This window comes from Mycobacterium sp. 050272 (assembly GCF_039023525.1).
GTDB lineage: Bacteria > Actinomycetota > Actinomycetes > Mycobacteriales > Mycobacteriaceae > Mycobacterium.
On sequence record NZ_JBCHKV010000018.1, the window covers coordinates 96,474 to 116,863 of the forward strand.

The following is a 20,390-nucleotide window of genomic DNA, read 5'->3' on the forward strand; positions in this document are numbered from 1 at the left end:
CGCAGGTATTGACCGACAAGGGCCACGACCCGACCCGAACCTGACGCGTTTGACTCGGCCGCTGCGCTAGGTTCACCTCTGGCACGCCGCTCGAGTCGTTCTCGGCAAAGCGCGCGGATACCCTGGTGTAACTAGTGAAGGATCCGGTAAGTGACCAACAGCGGTGCGCACGACCCCCAACTCAGCCGTGCTGAGCTGGAGAGATCGCTGTCGGCCGATCTGCGGGCCATGACCGCGCGGTCCGACCGGGTGGGCCGTCATTTCGCGCGCATGAACGAAGTCAGCAACAGCGACTTCCACGCGCTGCTGCACATCATGGTCGCCGAGACGGCCGGGGAGCCGTTGACGTTGGCGCAGTTGCGGCAGCGAATGGACGTCTCTCCCGCGGCGGTCACCTATCTCGTCGATCGGATGATCGAAGCCGGACATATCCGGCGTGAACCCGACCCGAAGGACCGGCGCAAGTGGTTATTGCGCTACGAGGTCACCGGTATGACCATGGCGCATTCCTTCTTCAAACCTCTCGGTGCGCATTTCACCACTGCGATGGCCGACCTCAGCGACGAGGACTTGATGGCCGCACACCGTGTCTTCACCGCGATGATCACGGCGATGTCGACGTTCGAGCAGGAAGTCCTCACCTCGGTGCCCAACTCGTCTGAGAACTCCGAACCCGCGGAGTCACGTCGGCGTCAGGGTCTGGCGCAGTAAGCCGTGCGGTGCCCAACAAGCGTTGCTCGATCAGGTCGGCACCGCGTACCACGCCCCCGGTAGCGGCGAAACCCTCGGCCACCCGGCGCGCACCATCGGTCATCGCCGATGCCTTGCGGATCGCGTCGGCGAGCCGGGTGGGTGTCAGCCTTCGCGCCGGCAGCCGGGTGCCGCACCGCGCCACCTCAACGCGGCGCGCGACCTCGGCCTGATCGCGCCCGAACGGCACCGCGCAGACCGGCACACCCCGGCTGAGCGCCTTCACCGTGGCCCCCATCCCCGCGTGCGTCACCGCGCAGATCGCGCGGTCGAGTACCACGCTGTGCTGCACGAATTGGCACACGGTGGCGTTGGCTGTGCGCGGCAGCTCCGCGGGCACGCCGGCCGGGAAGGTGGCGACCACGTGGACGGGCTGATCGGCCAACGCGCGCAACGCCATCTGCCCCAGCTTGGCGTCGGCCTGCGGGATCGAGGACGTACTCACCAATACGATCGGATCGTCGATGGCCGATAACCACTCGGGCACCACCACCGGGGTGGGCTCGAAAAAACACGCACCAAGGAAGTGCACCGAGTCGTCCCAATCGGGGTGCGGATATTCGAAGGGTTCACCCCCCACCGCCAACAGCAGCGGAGCGCGTCTCATCAGTTCATCCACCGAGCCGACCGGGCTCACCTTCAACGCTGCCCGAATCGGATTGACGCTCTTCAGTATCCGGCGATCGAAGAGATGGTGGACCATTGGACGTACCTGTGCGTCACGGACGCGTCCGGCCAGGCCGGCCATGGGCCGGAAACCGGGGCCGAACGGTGGGGCCGCGCGTGAACTCAGGTACGGGGTGAAGGGGGAAAACACCAGCCACGCAACGCCACTGGCCTCGGCAGCCGAGATAGCCCCCCAGCAGTTGGCGTCGACGATGATCACGTCGGGCGCCACGGACTCGATAGCACGGCGCAGGTCGTCGACCTCCACGACTGCCCGCCGGCACAGCACGTCGATGGTGGACTTCAACATCCCAAAGGGGTTGGTGGCCAGCCGATCCTGCCCGGTGATCGCCTCGATCCGCGGATCGACGGGCTCGGCGCGAAATCCGATGGCCGCCATGGCTTGCACCTGCGCCGCTTGGGTGCGCAAGTGCACTTGGTGACCGCGCGCCGCCATTTCCCGCAGCAGCGCCGCCAGCGGATACACGTGGCCGAGCGCGGGCGACCCGTACGCCAGAACTCGCGCTTGCCTCACGGGACTGTGCTCACGCCGATCTCTCGGAGTGCGCCCAGATCTCGTGCACCACATCCGTGCAGGCATATGCGCATCTCGTCGATGAATCCCTGCAGGAAGTCGGTTACCGCAGAGGCTGATTCGACGGCAGCCGACAGCAGCGGGCGAGCAACGGCCACGACGTCAGCACCCAGACACAGCGCTTTGACGGCATCGGTGCCGGTTCGGATTCCACCGGAGGCGACCAACGGTATGGCCGGCAGGGCCGCACGCACCTCGCGCACCGCTTGCGCGGTGGGTATGCCCCAGTCCGCCAGATCTGGATAGCGCAGCTCGCCGTAGCGGACGAATTGCTCCACGCGCGACCACGACGTGCCGCCCGCGCCCGCCACATCAATGGCCGCCACCGGCGCCGCACCGGTCGGCCGTAACAATTCGGCGATCGCTGTGGCGCCGATGCCGTGGCCGACCTCCTTCAACAGCACGGGGTAACCGAGCTTATCGGTGAGGTCATGGAGTCGGTCCAGTGAACCGGCGAAGTCGGTATCGCCGTTGTCCTGCATCGCCTCCTGCAACGGGTTGGTGTGCACGGCAAGTGCATTCGCCCCCACCCGGTCAAGCGCTTGCGCGATGTCGCCTATCGCATCCTTGGTGAACTGCGACAGCCCGATGTTGCCGAACAGCAGCACGTCGGGTGCCACGTCACGCACGGTGAAGCTGGGAGCGGCCCGCTCGCCCAACGCACTTTCGAGCATGATCCGCTGTGACCCCAGCATCATCCCAAGGCCGAGTCTTTGCGCGGCAGCGGCCAGATGTCGATTGATGGTGCCCGACAACTGTGCGCCGCCGGTCATCGCGCCCAGCAGCACGGGCGCCCGCAGCCGCACCCCGAGAAATTCGGTGGACAAGTCGATATCGTCGAGGTTGGTCTGGGTCAAGGCGTTGTAGGGCAACGTGTAGCGTTCCAAACCCGTCGTCGTGCCCTGATACCCGACGTCATCGTGCAGACAAACGTCGATGTGTCGGCGTTTGCGCGTGGTCAACTCAGCGCGATCGGCCGTCATTGTCATCCGGTCCGCTTGACCGGCACCGCAATTTCATTGCGCCGCAACGGCGGAACTGTCCACGGCGGATCGTAGAACCACGCCGCGGGCGTATCGGTGGCTTCGAATCCGTGGTCGCGCAACGTGCTCAACAACTCAGCGGCCTGCGCGGCGACAGCGCTGGCACTGCGACTGCCGGAGAAGCGACGCACTGCCATCGTCTCCGGCGGCAAGGGCACCAACCTGATTTCCGCGTCGTCGGGCACCGGTAATGACTCCAGGGTCTTGTCGGCAGGCATGAAGAACCTGATCACCCAGTCTGCGTTGTCCGACGGCGAGTTCGCCACCGCAGTCGCGACGTCCTCGTCCTCTCCGGTGTGCTGTTCAACTGGTGCCGTCATGGCGATCTTCTGGCTGTCGCGGTTGGCGCCGAATATGTAGCGGGCAAGTCGCCGGAAGCCGGCGTTGCGGGCACTCTCTTCGTCGGCTCGCACCGTCGTTTCCGCGGCGATCCGCGCACCGTAGCGGCGGATTTCTACGTTGTCCGTCAGCTTCTCGACGCTGTGGTCGGGCTCCTCGGTGCCGTGACGGTAACCAACCACCGAACCAGCCGCCTCGAGCAGCTGTCCGACCATGCTTGCAATCGACCCGAACACAGCGACCTCACTCATTGGGAATACGACGCCAGCCTAACGCAAATTCCATATTAGTTAAATACTTGAATATTTCATTTACTTAACGTAATCTCGGGATCGATCATCGGCGCCGAAGCCGCGGGAATCAACGGTTGGAGGTCGCACTCGCCGTGGGATTCGCCGTCCGCCAGAAGTCGGTGAAGTATCGCCGGATAACCCGACCGCGCAACCGGCGCTTGCTCGCCCGCAGTCGCCCGCCGCGGGTCGATTCCGGCCGCGGCCCCTTGGCCCGAGCGGCACGATTGTGTGTGCAACACCCCAAGCGAGTTATCGGAATAGCACTCTTGGTCCTGTTTGCCAGCAGCGTATTCGGCCTGCCCGCTGCCGACAGCCTGTCGGCCGGCGGATTCATGGACCCAGCCTCCGAATCGGCCCGCGGGGCGGCAGTACTCGCGAAAAAGTTCAGTCAGGGTGAGCTGGAACTCATTCTGCTGGTGACTTCGCCGGGCGGCGCCCGGGACGGCCCGGCGAGGGCGGTCGGTACCGAGATCGTCGGGCAACTCGCGAAATCTCCCTTCGTGTCTCAGGTGGCATCCCCCTGGGACTCCCCTTCTGCGCCGGGGCTACTCACCCCCGACGCCAACACCGCGATGATCCTCGTCGCACTCAAGGGGGATGAGAACAGCGCTCCTAAACATGCTCAGACACTCGCAGAGCGTTACGTCGGCGACCGGCAAGGTGTGACCGTGCGGGCGGGTGGTTCGGCGTTGGTGTTTGAACAGATCAATCAGCAGACCGCAAAAGACTTACTTCGCATGGAGGTCATCGCGATACCGCTGAGTTTCATCGCTCTCGTCTGGGTGTTCGGCGGGATACCGGCCGCGGCGCTTCCCATGGCCGTAGGCGCTTTGGCGATCGCGGGTTCACTCGCGGTATTGCGCGCGATCGCGTTGCTGACGAATGTATCGGTCTTTGCCCTCAACGTGACGGTGGCACTGGCGTTCGCCCTGGCCATCGACTACACCTTGCTGATCATCAGCCGCTACCGCGACGAGCGCGCGGACGGGGTGGGCCGCGACGAGGCGTTGGTGAAAACCGTGACCACGGCCGGCCGGACCGTGTTGTTCTCGGCGTGCACGGTCGCCCTCGCACTGGCCGCGACGGCACTGTTCCCGATGTACTTCCTCAAGTCCTTCGCGTACGCCGGTACGGCAGTGGTCGTGTTCGCCGCCGTGGCGGCGGTGTTGGTGGCGCCGGCAGCGATCGCGCTGATCGGAGACCGGCTCGACGCTCTGAACGTCGGGCAATGGGGTCGTCGGCTGCTCTCTCGCCCGTCAGCACAACGGACCCTGGAACAGAGCTTCTGGTACTGCATCGCGAAATTCGTTATGCGTCAAGCAATCCCAGTGGGGATGGCCCTCACGGCAGTCTTGCTTGTACTCGGTGCGCCGTTCCTCGGTGTCAGGTGGGGCTATCCCGACGACCGCGTGCTGCCGAGATCGTCGTCGGCCCGCGTCGTCAACGATCGAGTCCGTACCGAATTCGGCACGAATTCTGAGACCCGGGTGAAGGTCGTCTTTCCCGAATCCGACGGTCTGACAACCACGGAGCTGGACAACTACGCCATGCGGCTGTCCCGAGTCACCGATGTCTCGGCGGTGTCCTCTCCAACCGGAACCTTCGTCGCCGGTGCGGCCAAGGGTCCGCCGTCGGCTCCCGCCGGGATCGCCGGCGGCAGCGCTTACCTGACCGTTGAAAGCACGGCACCGCTTTTCACCCGAGCGTCAGAGGCACAATTGGCTGGATTGCACGCGGTCGTCCCGCCGCAAGAGCGGCCTGTCCTGATCACCGGGCTGGCACAAACGAATCGTGATTGCATCGACGGCATCACGTCGAGGTTGCCGTTCGTGTTCGCCTTCATCGCTGTCGTGACGATGGTGCTGATCTTCCTGCTTACCGGCAGCGTGATACTTCCGGTCAAGGCGGTACTACTCAATATGCTGTCGCTGACTGCGACGTTCGGTGCGTTGGTGTGGATCTTTCAGGACGGTCACCTCGGCGCAGCAGGAACCACATCGACGGGCACGCTGGCGGTCAACGTCCCGGTGCTGATGTTCTGCATCGCATTCGGGTTGTCGATGGATTACGAGGTCTTTTTGCTGGCCCGGATCCGCGAGTATTGGCTCAGCTCACCGCGGACACGGTCGGACAACGATGAAAGTATCGCCCGGGGTCTGGCCCGCACGGGCCGCATCATCACCGCCGCGGCGATGCTGATGTCGATCTCGTTCGCGGCGCTGATTTCCGCCGGGGTGTCGTTTATGCGGATGTTCGGTTTGGGGCTGACGATCGCCGTCTTGATGGATGCGACTGTGGTGCGCGTGCTACTCGTGCCGGCATTCATGCATGTGCTTGGCGGCCGAAATTGGTGGGCACCCGCGCCGCTGGCGCGATGGCACGATCGAACGTTTGGTGACCGTGCGGCGCGGCTAGGGTTGGGCTGAACCCAACTCACCCTGAAAGTGGCGCATCGCGGCGATAAGTGCCGTGAAGACCCGATGCGCCGCAGCCAAATCCGCATCAGGTAAGTCATCCAGCGCCGCACGAGTGTGGATGCCCAACGGGCTGAAGAACGAGCGGGCGGTCGCCATACCGGGATCGGAGTACCGAAGGATGACCTTACGCCGATCGTTGGCGTCCGAATCGCGGGTAATGTGACCCGAATTGATCATGCGCTCGACCAGGTAGGTTATGGCCGCCGCGGACAAGCCCATCCGTTGACCCAACTCCCCCGATGTCAGTGGCGCGCCAGAAGTCTCGGCCACCAGGATGTGCAAAAGGGCGCGAAAGTCATTGGGATGCAACCGGTGTACCGCCGCGAACACTCGACCCATCTGGTCGGACTCGGCGCTGAGGCTACGTGCGTCGGCCGCAATCAGTGCTTCGAGCCGAACACGTTCGGTGGAGCCCTCGTTGGGGTACATCAGAATCGCAGCATAGCGCTTTCTGACCCAGAATGTTAAGTTGATTAATGATTAACTGACTGAAATAATGGTGCCGATGTCGTACACTCTCGCCTCGTGGGTGACCAACCGTCGCTCGTGGCGGCTGGGATTGGCCGCGGCCCTGTTAGGCATTGGGTTGATCGTGTTGATCGGCGCAAACGCATCGGCCGGGCAGGCGCCGCTGTCGGTACCCAGCGACTCGGAATCGGCCAAGATCGACGCTCTGGCCAGGCAGTTCCCCGGCGGCGATGAGGCTCCGCTGCTGTTGGTGGTGAGCCGTGTCGACGGCGCGCCACTGGACTCTGCCGACGTGACCGCGACCCAGGCCGCCCGTGACCGAATGCAGCGCGTCGTCGCACCGTTCGCGGCGGCAAACATGCAGCCGCCGATGGTGTCGGCGGACGGCAAGGCGGCCATCGGCCTGGTGACCATCCGGGCCGATCTGTCCGGCATGGTGCTCAACCAGGGAGTCGCCGCGCTGCGCACGGCGGCACATGACGGCCTGCCCGCCGATCTGGCGGCCCATGTCACCGGAGGCCCGGCGTTCGGCGCCGATATCGCCAACGCATTCACCGACGCCAACATCACGCTGCTGGCGGTGACCGCGTCCGTGGTCGCGCTGCTGCTGATCGCCACCTACCGCTCACCGGTGCTGTGGCTGGCACCGCTATTGGTCATCGGCTTCGCGGATCGGGTGGCGGCGGCGGTGGGGACCGCGGTGTCGTCGGTGACGGGCCTGAGCTTCGACGGCGCGACCTCCGGGATCACCAGCGTGCTGGTGTTCGGGGCGGGCACCAATTACGCGCTGCTCCTGATTTCCCGCTACCGGCAAGAACTTCGGAGCCATCCCGACCACCGCGACGCGTTGCGCCTGGCGGTGCGCAGGGCGGGGCCGGCGATCGTCGCCAGCAATGCGACCGTGGTGCTGGCACTGCTCACCCTGCTCTTCGCGTCGACTCCCAGCACCCGCAGCCTGGGCGCACTGGCAGCCTGCGGCCTGGTCATCGCGGCCCTGTCGGTACTGGTGGTGCTGCCACCGCTGCTCGCGCTGTGCGGCCGGCGACTGTTCTGGCCGTTGATTCCCCGGCCCGACGGCGCCGCCACTGTGGAATCCGGAGCATGGCACCGGGTCGCCGAACAGGTGGCCCGTCGTCCCGCCGTCGTTGCCGTCGTGGCGATCGCGGTGCTGGCGGCATTGGCCGGGGGCCTGCTGGGAACTCGAATCGGCTTGTCCCAGAACGAACAATTCCGGGTACAGGCCGACTCGGTCTCCGGCTACGACGTCGTGGCCGCGCATTTTCCCGCCGGCTTGGCCAACCCCACGGTGGTCGTGGCCCCCAGCTCCCAGGCAGCCCAGGTGCGGACGGCGATCGCCGCGACTCCCGGGGTGGTCTCGGTGACCGAAGCGGGTCAGTCGAGCTCCGGTCTGACGAGATGGTCGGTGGTGACCAGCGCCGCGCCCTCGTCGGACCGAGCATTCGCCACCATTGCCGCACTGCGCAATTCGACGAAATCCGCCTCCCCCGCTGCGCTGGTAGGCGGACCCGACGCCCAAGCCCTCGACGTCCGCGACGCCGCCGTGCACGACCGGCTGACGTTGATCCCGGCGATCCTCATCGTGATACTCGTCGTCCTGTTCGTGCTGCTGCGCTCGGCACTGGCCCCGCCCAACCTGCTGTCCGCGACGATTCTCGGCGCGCTGGCGGCGCTTGGTCTCGGCGGCTGGACGAGCCTGCATGTCTTCGGATTTCCGGCCCTGGACAACAGCACCCCATTGTTCGCGTTCCTGTTCCTGGCCGCCCTCGGCGTGGACTACACAATCTTTCTGGTCACCCGAGCCCGTGAAGAATCGGCACGGCACGGGGCACGCGATGGCATGATTCGAGCCGTGTCGGCGACCGGCGGCGTGATCACCAGCGCGGGAATCGTTCTAGCAGCGGTCTTCTGTGTGCTGGGAGTATTGCCGCTGATCGTGATGACCCAGCTCGGGATCATCGTCGGCCTCGGGGTCCTGCTCGACACCTTTGTGGTGCGCACGCTGGTCATACCCGCTCTGTTCGCCCTCATCGGCGATCGCATCTGGTGGCCCGCAAAGCCAACTGAATCGACAGTCATTGCGCAACAGCGCAATTCGATCCAATATGAACGGAGTACGCTGTGAAGCGCTCAACTCTGGCCGTGACGTCACTTGCCGTAGCCGTCGCCGCGGGCACCGGAAGCATCGCCAGCCCCCGACGCGTGCCCGGGTGGTACACGCGACTACGCAAACCCGCATACCAGCCGCCTAGCGTCGCCTTTCCGATCGTGTGGACCGCGCTCTACGCGGACATCGCGACCACGTCCGCGGTGACCGTGGACAAGTTCCGCGCGGCGGGACAGCATGACAAGGCGCGCGGCTATACCGCCGCCCTCACCGTCAACCTGTTGCTCAACGCCGGATGGAGTTGGCTGTTCTTCCGGTTTCACAAACTCGGCGCGGCCGTGCTCGGTGCGGCCGCGCTGACGGTCAGCAGCGCCGATCTCGCCCGCCGAGCCGCCGCGGCCGACCCTCGCGCCGGCGCGGCCCTGGCGCCCTACCCGCTGTGGTGTGCCTTCGCCACGGTGCTGTCCACCCACATCTGGCGGCTGAACCGATAGTGCCTGCCCTCTTGTGGTTTCGCCGCGATCTGCGGTTGCGCGATCATCCCGCGCTGCTCGCCGCGGCCGAATCCGAGGAGGTGCTCGCCTGCTTTGTGGTCGACCCCCGGCTCGAGAACTCGTCGGGGCAGCGCCGCCTGCAGTTCCTGGGTGACACACTGCGACGACTGCACGACGACCTGGGCGGCCGGCTACTGGTGACCCGGGGCCGCGCTGAGGAGCAGATTCCCCGCATCGCCAAGAAGATCGACGCGACAGCAGTGCATATTTCGCAGGATTTCGCGCCTTACGGAAAACGCCGCGACGAAAAGGTGCGCGCCGCACTGGGTTCGGTGCCGTTGGTTGCGACCGGATCGCCGTATCTGGTGTCGCCCGGTCGCGTCACCAAAGACGACGGTGAACCCTACAAGGTGTTCACCCCGTTTCTGCGGAAGTGGCGAGAAGAAGGATGGCGCAAACCCGCACAGTCGAGCGCCGATTCGGCACGCTGGCTCGACCCGACCCACGTGGTCAAACGGTGCGAGATCCCCGACCCCGGCGTCGAGCTGGGTCTCGAAACCGGTGAGGCGGCGGCACTTTCGCAGTGGAAGCAGTTCGCCGACGACGGGCTGCAACGCTACGCCGAGGACCGCAACCGGCCGGACCTGCCGGGCACCAGCCGGATGTCGGCCCATCTGAAGTTCGGCACCATTCATCCCCGCACCATGGTGGCGGCGATGAACCTGGGTGCAGCCGGAGCGCAGACATACTTGCGGGAGTTGGCCTTTCGTGACTTCTACGCCGGGGTGTTGCACTATTGGCCAGCCAGCGCCTGGCGCAATTGGAACAGCGACTTCGACGGCATCCAGACCGATACGGGCGCGCAAGCCAAACGTCGGCTCGAAGCGTGGAAGGCTGGCAGGACCGGATTCCCGATCGTCGACGCCGGCATGCGCCAACTCCACGAGACCGGCTTCATGCACAACCGGGTACGGATGATCGTCGCGTCGTTTTTGGTCAAAGACCTGCATCTGCCGTGGCAGTGGGGCGCCGAGTGGTTCCTGGACCAGCTCACCGACGGCGACATGGCCAACAACCAGCACGGCTGGCAGTGGTGCGCGGGTTGTGGCACCGACGCCGCACCTTACTTCCGGGTCTTCAACCCGACCACCCAGGGCCAAAAGTTCGATCCCGCAGGCGATTACATCCGGCACTGGGTCCCCGAACTCCGCGGTGCCGAGGATGTGCACTTACGCAAAGGCGAACGGCCGCAAGGGTATCCGGAACCGATCGTCGACCACGGCACCGAGCGCGCCGAGGCGCTGCGCCGCTACCAGGACATCGGCTCTTAGCCACCCCGCGCTCACCTGGCGCGCGGAATATACGGCAGACCGAAACAAAGTTTTGCCGAAATCACCTTCCCATACCTATTTGGCATGTAATCATCAGCCGATTCACAGTCGTCAAGTCAAGCGCCAGGGAGGCGATATGGCCCATTCGATCGTTCAGACGTTACTGATTTCCGGTGCTGCCGCCGGCCTGATGGCCACCGCCGGCGCCTGTTCGTGCTCGGTCGGTTCGTCGTCGTCGCACGCGGTGGACAAGAAGGACGTCGCAAGCCAGATCACCCAGAAGTTGACCGACGCTCAAGGCAACAAGCCCGATTCGGTCGACTGCCCCGGTGACCTTCCCGCGAAGGTCGGTGCGCAGCTGAACTGCTCGATGATGGTCAAGGGCGCCAACTACGGCGTCAACGTCACGGTGACCAGCGTCGAAGGCAGCAATGTCAAGTTCGACATGGTGGAGACCGTCGACAAGTCTCAGGTCGAGAAAGCGATCAGCGACAACATCACCCAACAGGTCGGGACCAAGCCCGAATCGGTGACCTGTCCCGACAACCTCAAAGGCGTGCAGGGCGCGACGTTGCGGTGCCGCCTCGTCACGGGCGGCCAGAACTACGGCGTGAATGTTTCCGTCACCGGCGTTGACGCCGGCACGGTCGACTATCACTTCGTCGTCGACGACACGCCGTCCTCGCCCTAGGGGTCAGTAACCGACCGCGGCGAAGTACCCCACCACGCCCAGCAATTCGGCCAGCGCGCAGATGGCCAGCGTCGCGACGGCGTAAGGCCAGCCCGACCGCCGGCGCACCAGCCGGATGACCGTCGCGATACACCCGAGCACCATTACCGCGGCCGCGAGCGAAACCGACAGCAGGACCGAGGTGACGGCCCGGTCGGCGCTGCAGTGTTGTGGCGGACAGTAATCGGTGAATGCCAGGAACATGAATTCCATGCCGGCGCCCGCCCCCCAGCCCACGACGGTGACGACCATCAGCACGACGGACAGTGCCACGTCCCAGCCGGGACGCGTCGGCGCGGGACCGTATTGGCCCGGGGAGGTCAGTGCGCGGCCTTCTTGCGCTCGATATCGGCGAGGGCGGCGGCCAATTCGGCCCGCTGCGCGGCGGAGCTCTCCCAGGACAGCTGCCGGTTCTTGACCACCTTGGCCGGCGCACCGACCGCGATCGAATAGTCGGGAACGACGCCGCGCACCACCGCGTGCGAGCCGAGCACACAGCCCCGCCCGATCGAGGTGCCACGTAAAACGGTCACCTTGACCCCGACCCAGGTGTCCGGGCCGATCCGCACCGGGGACTTGATGATGCCCTGATCCTTGATCGGCAGGTTGATGTCGTCCATCCGGTGGTCGAAATCGCAGACGTAGCACCAGTCGGCCATCAGAACCGAGTCGCCGAGCTCGATGTCGAGGTAGCAGTTGATCACGTTGTCACGGCCCAGCACGACCTTGTCGCCGAACCGCAGCGAGCCCTCGTGCGCGCGGATCGTGTTCTTGTCGCCGATGTGCACCCAGCGGCCGATCTCCAACTGCGCCAACTCGGGTGTCGCATGGATCTCGACGCCCTTGCCGATGAACACCATTCCGCGGGTGATGATGTGCGGGTTGGCCAGCTTGAATTTCAGCAGCCGCCAATAGCGCACCAAGTACCACGGCGTGTAGGCGCGGTTTCGCAGCACCCACCTCAGCGAGGCCATCGTCAAGAACTTGGCCTGACGTGGGTCTCGCAGCCGGTGGCCCCGCCAGCGACGGTGTACCGGGGCTCCCCACATGCTTGTCACAGCCGGAAAGCCTAGCCCGGTCAATCGACAGTGCGCGAACCGCCACGGGTTACCCTCACCTGTACCGAGCGACCCGCGTGCCGAAAGGATTTGGAAAATCGAGGTGTTTGCCCGACAACTCCGGCATTGGTCAGCTGCGGCGCTCGCGTCCGTGCTCACGGCGGGGCTCGCCGGCTGCGGCAATACCGACTCGTGGGTCGAGGCGGCGGCGGCGCCGGGCTGGTCCGCGCAATACGCCGACGCGGCCAACAGCAGCTACACGCCAACCGCTGGCGCCAACAAGCTGTCGCTGCAGTGGACGCGGTCGGTCAAGGGCAGCCTCGGAGCCGGACCGGCGCTGGGCTCGAGCAACTACCTCGCCCTGAACGCGCAGACGCCGGCCGGATGTTCGCTGATGGAATGGGAGAACAACGACAACGGCCGGCAACGCTGGTGCGTCCGGCTGTTCCAGGGCGGCGGCGTCGGCGGTCCCCTGTTCGACGGCTTCGATAATCTCTACGTCGGCCAGCCGGGCGCTTTTCTGTCGTTCCCGGTGACGCAATGGACGCGCTGGCGCCAGCCGGTGATCGGAATGCCTTCCACCCCACGGTTTCTCGCCGACGGCCAACTTCTGGTCAGCACGCACCTGGGACAGGTGCTGGTTTTCGACGCACACCGCGGCATGGTGGTCGGCAGTCCGCTGGACCTGGTCGACGGGATCGACCCGACGGACGCGACGCGCGGGCTGACCGATTGCGGCCCGGCGCGGCCGGGCTGCCCGGTCGCGGCGGCCCCCGCCTTCTCGGCAGCCAGCGGGATGGCGGTGCTCGGCGTGTGGCAGCCGGGCGCCCCGGCGGCGGGACTGATCGGGCTGAAATACCACCGGGGGCAGACTCCCCTGCTGACCCGCGAGTGGACCAGCGACGCGGTTGCCGCCGGGGTGATCGGCAGCCCGGTGTTGTCCGCCAACGGGTCAACCGTCTACGTCAACGGCCGCGACCAACGGTTGTGGGCGCTCAACTCCGCCGACGGCAAGCCGAAGTGGTCGGCACCGCTGGGCTTCCTGGCGCAGACGCCGCCCGCGATCACCCCGCAGGGCTTGATCGTCTCCGGCGGTGGACCCGACACCAAGCTGACGGCCTTCAAGGACGCCGGCGATCACGGCGATCAGGTGTGGCACCGCGATGACGTCACGCCGTTGTCGGCGGCGGGCCTGGCCGGTCCGGGCGTCGGCTACACGGTGGTGAGCGGGCCGCCGCACGATGATGTCCCCGGCATGTCGCTGCTGGTGTTCGATCCGGGCAACGGCCACACGATCAACAGCTATCCGCTGCCCGCGGCCACCGGCTATCCCGTCGGCCTCGCGATCGGCAACGATCGGCGGGTCGTGGCCGCCACCAGCGACGGTCAGGTGTACGGCTTCGCCCCAGCCTGAATCCGTCAGACGGCCAGCGGGGGGATCGCGTTGCGCGGTACCTGGGCCTGGCACGGGCCGGCGAAGGCGGGCAGCATCTCCCCCGGTGCGAAGTAGAAGATCAGCTGGTCGTCGGTGATCGCGAAGTTTTGATAGTGCGACGGGTCGCGGCCCGACGACGGCAAGATGGCCGCACCCAGCGCGTTCTGCCGTTGCAGGTCACGCTGGATCAGCGGGAAGATCGCCTCGAGCGCCGGCGTGTTGGGGGCGAACAGGTTGTCAAAGGTGATCGGCTGCTTGGTCCCGAGGTTGTAGTTGAACGTCTTGTACCACGTGGACGTGTGCGATCCGCCGACGTCCTGGAAGAACTTGAGCACCACACTGCGGGTGTTGTGCGGCGGCTGACCGGCGAAGTGCTGCTCGGCGGTCGCCTCCAGCTGATAGGGCTGGTCACGCGGCCCGGACGTCTGCGCGACGGAGAGGAACCCGTCCCGGTTCTGTGTGATGTAGTCCATCAGCGGCTGCGGATCGGGGTAGTCGGCCGGAAACGTCATGTTCAGCGTGTAGTTGGGCCCGGTCGCGCGGATGTGACACAGCTGTCCGTCCCCGACGCTGCCGCCCAGGCTTACACACGACGGCGGCTCGGCGGCAGCGGGCCAGCCCAGCAGAACAGTCCCGACCAGCACCGCGGCCACGATCAGATAGCGCATAACTCGATTGTCCCCGTCGACGAAGAGGCCCCCCGGAAAGTGGCCGCCGACAGCGTACCGGGCGCTACCGCGACGGGCGGCAGACGTACGCCGTCGCCCGGGCGGCGGCACCGGAGCCCAGGCGGGTGATGACCACCGACAGAGATTGGCTGCCGCGCAGCCGTAGCCGTCGCCGCAATGCGTCCGGGTCGACCTGCACACCGCGCACCAGGATCTCCAGCACACCGCAGTCGCGCGCCGAGAGTGCCTGCCGCAGCCGGCGCTCGTCGAAGTCCAGCTGCTCGAGCACCTCGAAGCCGCGCACGCCCGGCGGCAGGCTGTCGCCGGACAGGTAGGCGATGTCGGGGTCGAGTTGCCAGAGGCCGTGCCGCGCGCCGTAGTGGCGTACCAGCCCGGCCCGCACCACCGCCCCGTCCGGGTCGACGATCCAGTGCCCGGCGGTCCGCACTGCGCACTCGTCGGACTCGGCGTCGGTGAGTTGTTCGCCGCGATCCAGGACGCTGGCTCGCCGGCGGACACCCGGCTCGACAAACCGGCCCGACCACAGGCACGCTTCCCGCACCGAGCCGCGATACGACGTCACCTCGATCTCGCCGTCGAAGCCGAGCCGTCCCAGTGACTCGAAATCTATTCCGGGAGCGCACTTTACGACAAGATCGCGGCCCCGGTAGCAGTCGATCAACTCGCCCAGGCCCGGCTGATAATCGGCCGGGTTGAACCGGCGCTGCCCGCCGCTGCGCCGCGCCGGGTCGACGACGACCACCGCGTCGCGGGTTACCGGGTGCAGCGCGTCGGCGCGGCAGAGAATCGTGGCGGGCCCCAGATTGTGGGCCGCCATCGCCAGCCGCACCGCGTCGATATCGCTGCCCACCGCGACGGCGCCCGCGTCGCGAAGCGCGGCCACTTCGGTGCCGATCGAGCAGGTCGCATCGTGTACGACGGTCTCGAATGCGCTCAATCGCCTGGCCCGGTGCTGGGCCACCGGTGCCACGGTCGCTTGCTGCAACGCCTCGTCGGTGAAGAGCCAGTTCGAGACGTCACGCAACTTCCCCAGCTTTTCGGGGGCGCGGCGGCGCAGCAACGTGGTCTCCACCAGCACGGGTGCCCGGTCACCGAAGCGGGCCCGCGCGGCGGCGATATCGGCGATCCGGGTCGCGTCGGTCAGCGCGAATGCGGCGACCAATGCCAGCGCCGCGATACCCGAATCCGAGCGCAGGTAACCGACGTCGTCGGTGGTGAAGCGCAGGCCAGCACTCAGGAGGGTTTGACCCCGGTGACCATCACGTTGTAGAACCAACCCTTCGGTGCCAGGTGCCGCCAGAGGTTGGCGTCCACCCAGCTCAGCGTCTTCCAGCCGTTGAAGGCGAATTTCGCCCAGCCCCAGCCCAGGCGTCCCGGCGGCACCGATGCCTCAAACGTGCGCACCGGCCAGCCGAACATCGCCGCGGTGAACTCCTCGCTGGCGGTTTCGACCTGCACCGCGCCGGCGTTGCCGGCCATGCGCTCCAGGTCTTCCGGCGCGAAGGTGTGCAGGTCGACGATGGCTTCCAGCGCCGCGACCCGCGAGGACTCGTCGAGCTCGACCTGCGGGCGCCGCCAGCCGCCCAGGCCGGGCAGCTTGGTGACGTTGGTGGCCACTCGCCAGGTCAGCGTGGACAACCTGCGGGCATAGATCTCGCCGACATTGGTCGGCTCGCCGGCGAAGACGAACCGCCCGCCCGGCTTGAGCACCCGGATCACCTCACGCAGCGACAGCTCGACGTCGGGAATGTGGTGCAGCACGGCGTGCCCGACCACCAGGTCGAAGGTGTTGTCCTCATACGGGATGCCCTCGGCGTCGGCGACCCGGCCGTCGATATCCAGGCCCAGCGATTGCCCGTTGCGGGTGGCGACCTTGACCATGCCGGGTGACAGGTCAGTAACCGATCCGCGTCGCGCGACGCCGGCCTGGATTAGGTTGAGCAGGAAAAATCCTGTGCCACAGCCCAATTCGAGAGCGTTGTCGTAGGGGAGTTCACGCTGGACCTCGTCGGGCACCGCGGCGTCGAAGCGACCGCGGGCGTAATCCACGCAGCGCTGGTCATACGAGATCGACCATTTCTCGTCGTAGGTCTCGGCTTCCCAGTCGTGGTAGAGCACCTGGGCCAGCTTGGTGTCGTGCCGGGCGGCCTCGACCTGGTCGGTCGTCACCTGGGCCGACGAAGTTACTTCGGTCATGCAGGGCAGCCTAATAGCCGGGCGATCCGCCTTCGAACGAGGTGAAGTGCTAATCGGCAGTACCGGCCGAAACTTGTCGAGGTGGCCGACGTTCTTCGGGTCAGTGATGAGGGGCTGCAGGCATTGGCGGCACACTGCGAGACAGTGTCGGCGGAGCTGGTGGCCGCGACTCCGCTGCCCAAAGTTGGGCTACCGATCCAGGCGACATCGGGTGCCGTCGGCGCTACCCGTGCGGCCGTTGGTGGCGTCATCGCGAAGTTAGCCCAACGCGCGCAAACAAGCGCGGTCAAATCGGCCATGGCGGGCGCGGAGTTTGCCACGACGGACACCGATGGCGCGCAACAAGCCGCCGCTATCGCCGCCTCGATACCCCGGGTGTGACCGGTGGCGGGGGTCGGCGGCGTGGGGGTTCCGACCCTGTCGGAGATCCGGGCCTGGGATGTCGCCCACCTGGAAAGTGCGGCGACGGACTGGAAAGCCACTGCCGAGCATTGGGAGTCCTCATTCAGTTCGATTCATCGGGTTACCGTGTCGCCGGGCGGAACGGTGTGGGAGGGCGTCGCCGCTGAGGCCGCACAGGAAAGAGCCTTCGCCGATCTGGTCAAGGTACGAGGACTGGCCGATGTCCTGCACGAATCCGCTGACATAGCGCGCCGGGGAGCTGACACACTCGATTCCGCCAAGCGCAGCGTGCTCGACGCGGTCGAAGACGCCAGCAGCGCCGGATACGCTGTGGGCGAAGATCTTTCGGTCACACCGCCGCGAGCCAGTGTGGCAGCGCAGGCGCAAGCGCAGGTGTACGCCGCCGACATCCAACAACGCGCCGCGCTACTGGTCGCCCACGACCAAGCGATCGCCGCCAAGATCACCACCGCCAGCGCACCTCTGAGTGCTGTCACGTTCGCCGAATCACAAGCGCCAGCCGCGGCTCGGGCGCTGGGCGCCGGTTTCAAGCTGGACCACGAATGGGACCCCTACACCGATCAGCCCGCGCATGGACCATTCGAGCCGGTCTCGCCGGGCCCGACGCAGTTCGATCCGAAAACAGGAACGGTCCAGGGCGGCGGCGGTCCCATTGGCGGAAAAGGTCCTGGCACAGGCGGGAAAGGCGGCTCCAGCGCAGGCGGCAAAGGAGGCAGCGGCGGCGCTGAGTCACCGAAGGGTGGTCCGAGCGGACCGCCAGGTCCTCCGCGGATCGGAGAAGTTCCGCTACAAACCGACCGCCGTCAAGTCGAATCTAAATACAAGCATGCCGTGGACTTCGGCGTCACGGACCCCCGTGGAAGTGCAGGCTTCAATAAATTCGATGACGCATTGAAGCAGTTCGTCGATGATCCCGCCACAGTGCATATTAGTGGCGAGTATCGCGGCAATCCGGCTATTCTCAACTATGATCCCAAAACTGGCTTGTGTGTCATCCAGGCCCCTGATGGCTCGTTCGTATCGGGCTTTAAGCTCAGTCCCGAACAACTTCAGCATGTGATGAATGGCGGAAAATTGGGAGGTGGAGATTAATGTCGGCCGATAGAGCAAAGGTCCAGCGTATGACTGAAAAGTACAGGGACCTGATTTTCAAATTCGCGAATCGGCAGATTGACGTCGAGGAATTCGAACCTGCCTATCTTAGGTTATTCAAGTACGATGAGGATCAAGTGGCTGGTTCCGAGTTCAACACCCTTGAGAAGTTATTCTTCGCAGTCGACGACTATGTTGCCGATCCCAGCCTACGCCAAGCCGTACGCGGCTTAGACGAAGAGCAATTACGCGATTGCGCGCGCGACGTCTACCAACGACTTTACTTAGGTACAGATCCCTCATAGGGGTTGGTTTCGCTGACCATCGGTGAGGTTACTCAAACCGAAGGACTGACACTCGGAAAGCCGACGAGGCTCGTTCAACTTGGCACCAAAGAACGCGCTACGAACATAGGCGAGCTCCTGCGATGACCTGTCAAGAAGGATCAGAAAGCCGCCTCGATCAGCTCAGGCAACTAGCGATCGAGTGCCTAAACGATTACGGCGGAGGTTTTGCAGAAGTGGAAAAGCTTGATCGCGACCTCAAATCGATAATCCGGACGCTCACTGATCTGGACGACGCACCGTGGACGGAGTCGTTGCTCCGACAGTGGGGGCAGCTCGAGATAATTGATGCTCTAGCACTTACGGAAGGACGCTTCGAGTTGAGCGAGGAAGAAGAGAATGATGTACGGGAGATCATCGCCGATCTCATCACCGAATTCCAGAACGGCGGCTGTGCGTCTCGCTGAGGAATTGACGGCTCGCCGAACACCGCGTCGATACCGTCCTTGACGGCGGACCAGCCTTATGATTCGCCTCCGATCATTTAAGTACGATGAAGGCCATGTGTCGATCCCGAGTTCAATGCACTTGAGAAGTTATTTTTCGTAGTCGACGACTATGTTCCAGATCCCAACTTGCGTGAAGCCGTGCGCGGCTTACACGAGAACGGCTACGTGATAGTGCGTGCGATACCTATCGATGGAATGCCAGAGGGTCGTGTTGACCAGCTGCGGCGATTGGCGATCCAGTGTCTAAGCAATTACCGCGGAGGTTTCGCAGAACTCGAACAATTCGATCGAGACCTCAAGTCGATATTCCGAACTCTCAGCGACCTCGCGGGCACATCCTGGACGAAGTCTTTGCTTCGACAGTGGCGGCAGCTTGAAACCATCTATCCGTTGGCGCTTGCCGAGGGGCGGGTTCAGTTGAGCGAGGACGAAGAGACCGACGTTCGAGTTATCGTGAACGGCCTCTACACCGAATTACGCGGCTATAAGCCACCTTCCGACCTCGCCAGGGGCGACGGGCAGCACCTATAGACCCATCCGCGGGAACGGGTCACGTCATCGGATCGCGCGACTCATCCGATTCGGCTACGACGTGTTATGCCACGCTGGGTCGGTCGCTTGCGACACGACGACTTGACCGATGATGCCGCCGGGCCCGTAGGAGCCACCGGAACCGACAGAGACAACTTCGCCAGAGCCCAGGCTGAGGATGCCCCCCGACGCGACGGGCACGCTGCCCCCGGAGTCGACCGTGAGGCCGCTGCCGGTGGAGATGGTCAGGGTGCCGGTCGGGTCGACGTTCAGGGTGGCGCCCGAGGCGACTTCGAGGGTGCCACCGGGGTTGATGGTGACGGTGCCCGAATCGACGAGGCTGTAATTGACGTAAAGGGCGCCATTCTCGGTCAGGGTGCCGCCGGAGTGGACCGTCACGGTTCCCCAGTCGGTGAAGGTGCCGGAATCGGTCAGGGTGCCATGCGATAGGACATCGAGGGCGCTGTTGTCGTACAGGGTGATGCCACCACCAACCTGGTCGGTGAGCGAGCCACCCGACTCGACGATGACGGAGCCATGGTCGAGGAGGAACGCGTTGCCGCCGGACTGGACGTTGATGGTGCCGTAATCGGCGACGACGCCGTAGCTGTTGAACGTGCCGCTGTCCTGGACGGTGATGGCGCCGTAGTTGGTGAGGGTGGCACCGGACTCGGTGGTCATGTAGGCGCCGGGCTGGACGGTGATACCGCCGGTGGGGTTGACGGTCACGGTGCCGGCGTTGGTGATGTTGCCGCCGTAGGCCTCGACGGTGATGTGGCCGGAGTCGATCAAGGTGCCGCCTTCTCTGACGGCCAGATAACCGCCCGAGTCGACGTTCAAAGTTCCGCCGTTGCTGAAAGTG

General features: G+C 65.2%; 20 protein-coding genes. 11 read left to right on the forward strand and 9 right to left on the reverse strand.

Annotated features, from left to right (window positions below; all coding sequences use genetic code 11):
• The first annotated feature begins 150 nt into the window (after positions 1-150).
• The gene (locus tag AAHS21_RS26405) at positions 151-711 is read left to right on the forward strand and encodes a MarR family winged helix-turn-helix transcriptional regulator (protein ID WP_342930478.1); all 561 of its coding nucleotides are present in this window, start codon (positions 151-153) and stop codon (positions 709-711) included.
• Here AAHS21_RS26405 and AAHS21_RS26410 read toward each other — a convergent pair.
• The 3 genes from AAHS21_RS26410 to AAHS21_RS26420 are packed head-to-tail and all read right to left on the reverse strand — an operon-like array spanning position 638 to position 3,644.
• Complete coding sequence (locus AAHS21_RS26410; RefSeq protein ID WP_342930479.1) at positions 638-1,951, reverse strand: glycosyltransferase; 1,314 nt, start codon at positions 1,949-1,951, stop codon at positions 638-640. The two genes, AAHS21_RS26405 and AAHS21_RS26410, sit on opposite strands and share 74 nt — an antisense overlap.
• Complete coding sequence (gene fni / locus AAHS21_RS26415; protein WP_342930511.1) at positions 1,948-2,994, reverse strand: type 2 isopentenyl-diphosphate Delta-isomerase; 1,047 nt, start codon at positions 2,992-2,994, stop codon at positions 1,948-1,950. Before fni ends, AAHS21_RS26410 begins: the two co-directional genes overlap by 4 nt.
• A 2-nt stretch (positions 2,995-2,996) precedes the next feature.
• Positions 2,997-3,644, reverse strand: coding sequence for a heme-binding protein (locus tag AAHS21_RS26420; RefSeq protein ID WP_342930480.1), 648 nt, complete (start codon positions 3,642-3,644; stop codon positions 2,997-2,999).
• A gap of 308 nt (positions 3,645-3,952) precedes the next feature.
• Here AAHS21_RS26420 and AAHS21_RS26425 point away from each other — a divergent pair, with 308 nt between their 5' ends.
• Positions 3,953-6,112: an MMPL family transporter gene (locus AAHS21_RS26425; protein WP_342930481.1), complete on the forward strand. Its 2,160-nt coding sequence runs from the start codon at positions 3,953-3,955 to the stop codon at positions 6,110-6,112.
• Here the strand turns inward: AAHS21_RS26425 and AAHS21_RS26430 are convergent.
• Positions 6,098-6,592, reverse strand: a complete 495-nt coding sequence (locus AAHS21_RS26430; protein WP_342930482.1) for a MarR family winged helix-turn-helix transcriptional regulator — start codon at positions 6,590-6,592, stop codon at positions 6,098-6,100. The two genes, AAHS21_RS26425 and AAHS21_RS26430, sit on opposite strands and share 15 nt — an antisense overlap.
• Before the next feature lie 76 nt (positions 6,593-6,668).
• On the opposite strand from AAHS21_RS26430, the gene AAHS21_RS26435 reads away from it, so the two are divergent.
• The 4 genes from AAHS21_RS26435 (at position 6,669) to AAHS21_RS26450 (ending at position 11,272) form a co-directional block, all read left to right on the forward strand.
• On the forward strand, positions 6,669-8,774 hold the full coding sequence (locus AAHS21_RS26435) for an MMPL family transporter (RefSeq protein ID WP_342930483.1): 2,106 nt from the start codon (positions 6,669-6,671) through the stop codon (positions 8,772-8,774).
• Positions 8,771-9,250 carry a TspO/MBR family protein gene (locus AAHS21_RS26440; protein ID WP_342930484.1) on the forward strand — a complete coding sequence of 160 codons (480 nt, stop codon included), beginning with the start codon at positions 8,771-8,773 and terminating at the stop codon, positions 9,248-9,250. The genes AAHS21_RS26435 and AAHS21_RS26440 overlap by 4 nt, the downstream gene beginning before the upstream one ends.
• A complete protein-coding gene (locus AAHS21_RS26445; RefSeq protein ID WP_342930485.1) occupies positions 9,250-10,581 on the forward strand; it encodes a deoxyribodipyrimidine photo-lyase in 1,332 nt (443 codons plus the stop codon). Before AAHS21_RS26440 ends, AAHS21_RS26445 begins: the two co-directional genes overlap by 1 nt.
• Before the next feature lie 136 nt (positions 10,582-10,717).
• Entirely contained in the window at positions 10,718-11,272 is a 555-nt protein-coding gene (locus tag AAHS21_RS26450) for a DUF4333 domain-containing protein (protein WP_342930486.1), read from the forward strand.
• Between the two features lie 3 nt (positions 11,273-11,275).
• On the opposite strand, the gene AAHS21_RS26455 is transcribed toward AAHS21_RS26450, so the two are convergent.
• Positions 11,276-11,584 carry a hypothetical protein gene (locus AAHS21_RS26455; protein WP_342930487.1) on the reverse strand — a complete coding sequence of 103 codons (309 nt, stop codon included), beginning with the start codon at positions 11,582-11,584 and terminating at the stop codon, positions 11,276-11,278.
• A gap of 47 nt (positions 11,585-11,631) precedes the next feature.
• Entirely contained in the window at positions 11,632-12,369 is a 738-nt protein-coding gene (locus AAHS21_RS26460; protein WP_342930488.1) for an acetyltransferase, read from the reverse strand.
• Between the two features lie 103 nt (positions 12,370-12,472).
• On the opposite strand from AAHS21_RS26460, the gene AAHS21_RS26465 reads away from it, so the two are divergent.
• The gene (locus AAHS21_RS26465; protein WP_342930489.1) at positions 12,473-13,783 is read left to right on the forward strand and encodes a PQQ-binding-like beta-propeller repeat protein; all 1,311 of its coding nucleotides are present in this window, start codon (positions 12,473-12,475) and stop codon (positions 13,781-13,783) included.
• A 5-nt stretch (positions 13,784-13,788) separates the two neighbouring features.
• Here AAHS21_RS26465 and AAHS21_RS26470 read toward each other — a convergent pair whose 3' ends face one another.
• The 3 genes from AAHS21_RS26470 to AAHS21_RS26480 all read right to left on the reverse strand — a co-directional run bounded on the left by AAHS21_RS26470 (position 13,789) and on the right by AAHS21_RS26480 (position 16,689).
• Positions 13,789-14,472 carry an esterase gene (locus tag AAHS21_RS26470; protein ID WP_342930490.1) on the reverse strand — a complete coding sequence of 228 codons (684 nt, stop codon included), beginning with the start codon at positions 14,470-14,472 and terminating at the stop codon, positions 13,789-13,791.
• A gap of 64 nt (positions 14,473-14,536) precedes the next feature.
• A complete protein-coding gene (locus AAHS21_RS26475) occupies positions 14,537-15,769 on the reverse strand; it encodes a class I SAM-dependent methyltransferase (protein ID WP_342930491.1) in 1,233 nt (410 codons plus the stop codon).
• Positions 15,727-16,689 (reverse strand): class I SAM-dependent methyltransferase, encoded by a 963-nt coding sequence (locus AAHS21_RS26480; RefSeq protein WP_342930492.1) that lies wholly within the window; start codon positions 16,687-16,689, stop codon positions 15,727-15,729. Before AAHS21_RS26480 ends, AAHS21_RS26475 begins: the two co-directional genes overlap by 43 nt.
• Before the next feature lie 81 nt (positions 16,690-16,770).
• On the opposite strand from AAHS21_RS26480, the gene AAHS21_RS26485 reads away from it, so the two are divergent.
• The 4 genes from AAHS21_RS26485 to AAHS21_RS26500 all read left to right on the forward strand — a co-directional run bounded on the left by AAHS21_RS26485 (position 16,771) and on the right by AAHS21_RS26500 (position 18,955).
• Complete coding sequence (locus AAHS21_RS26485; protein ID WP_342930493.1) at positions 16,771-17,070, forward strand: hypothetical protein; 300 nt, start codon at positions 16,771-16,773, stop codon at positions 17,068-17,070.
• Between the two features lie 3 nt (positions 17,071-17,073).
• Positions 17,074-18,204, forward strand: coding sequence for a colicin D domain-containing protein (locus tag AAHS21_RS26490; protein WP_342930494.1), 1,131 nt, complete (start codon positions 17,074-17,076; stop codon positions 18,202-18,204).
• Positions 18,205-18,233: 29 nt separating this feature from the next.
• Positions 18,234-18,509 (forward strand): colicin immunity domain-containing protein, encoded by a 276-nt coding sequence (locus AAHS21_RS26495; protein ID WP_342930495.1) that lies wholly within the window; start codon positions 18,234-18,236, stop codon positions 18,507-18,509.
• A 122-nt stretch (positions 18,510-18,631) separates the two neighbouring features.
• Positions 18,632-18,955 (forward strand): hypothetical protein, encoded by a 324-nt coding sequence (locus AAHS21_RS26500; RefSeq protein WP_342930496.1) that lies wholly within the window; start codon positions 18,632-18,634, stop codon positions 18,953-18,955.
• Positions 18,956-20,390: the final 1,435 nt, after the last annotated feature.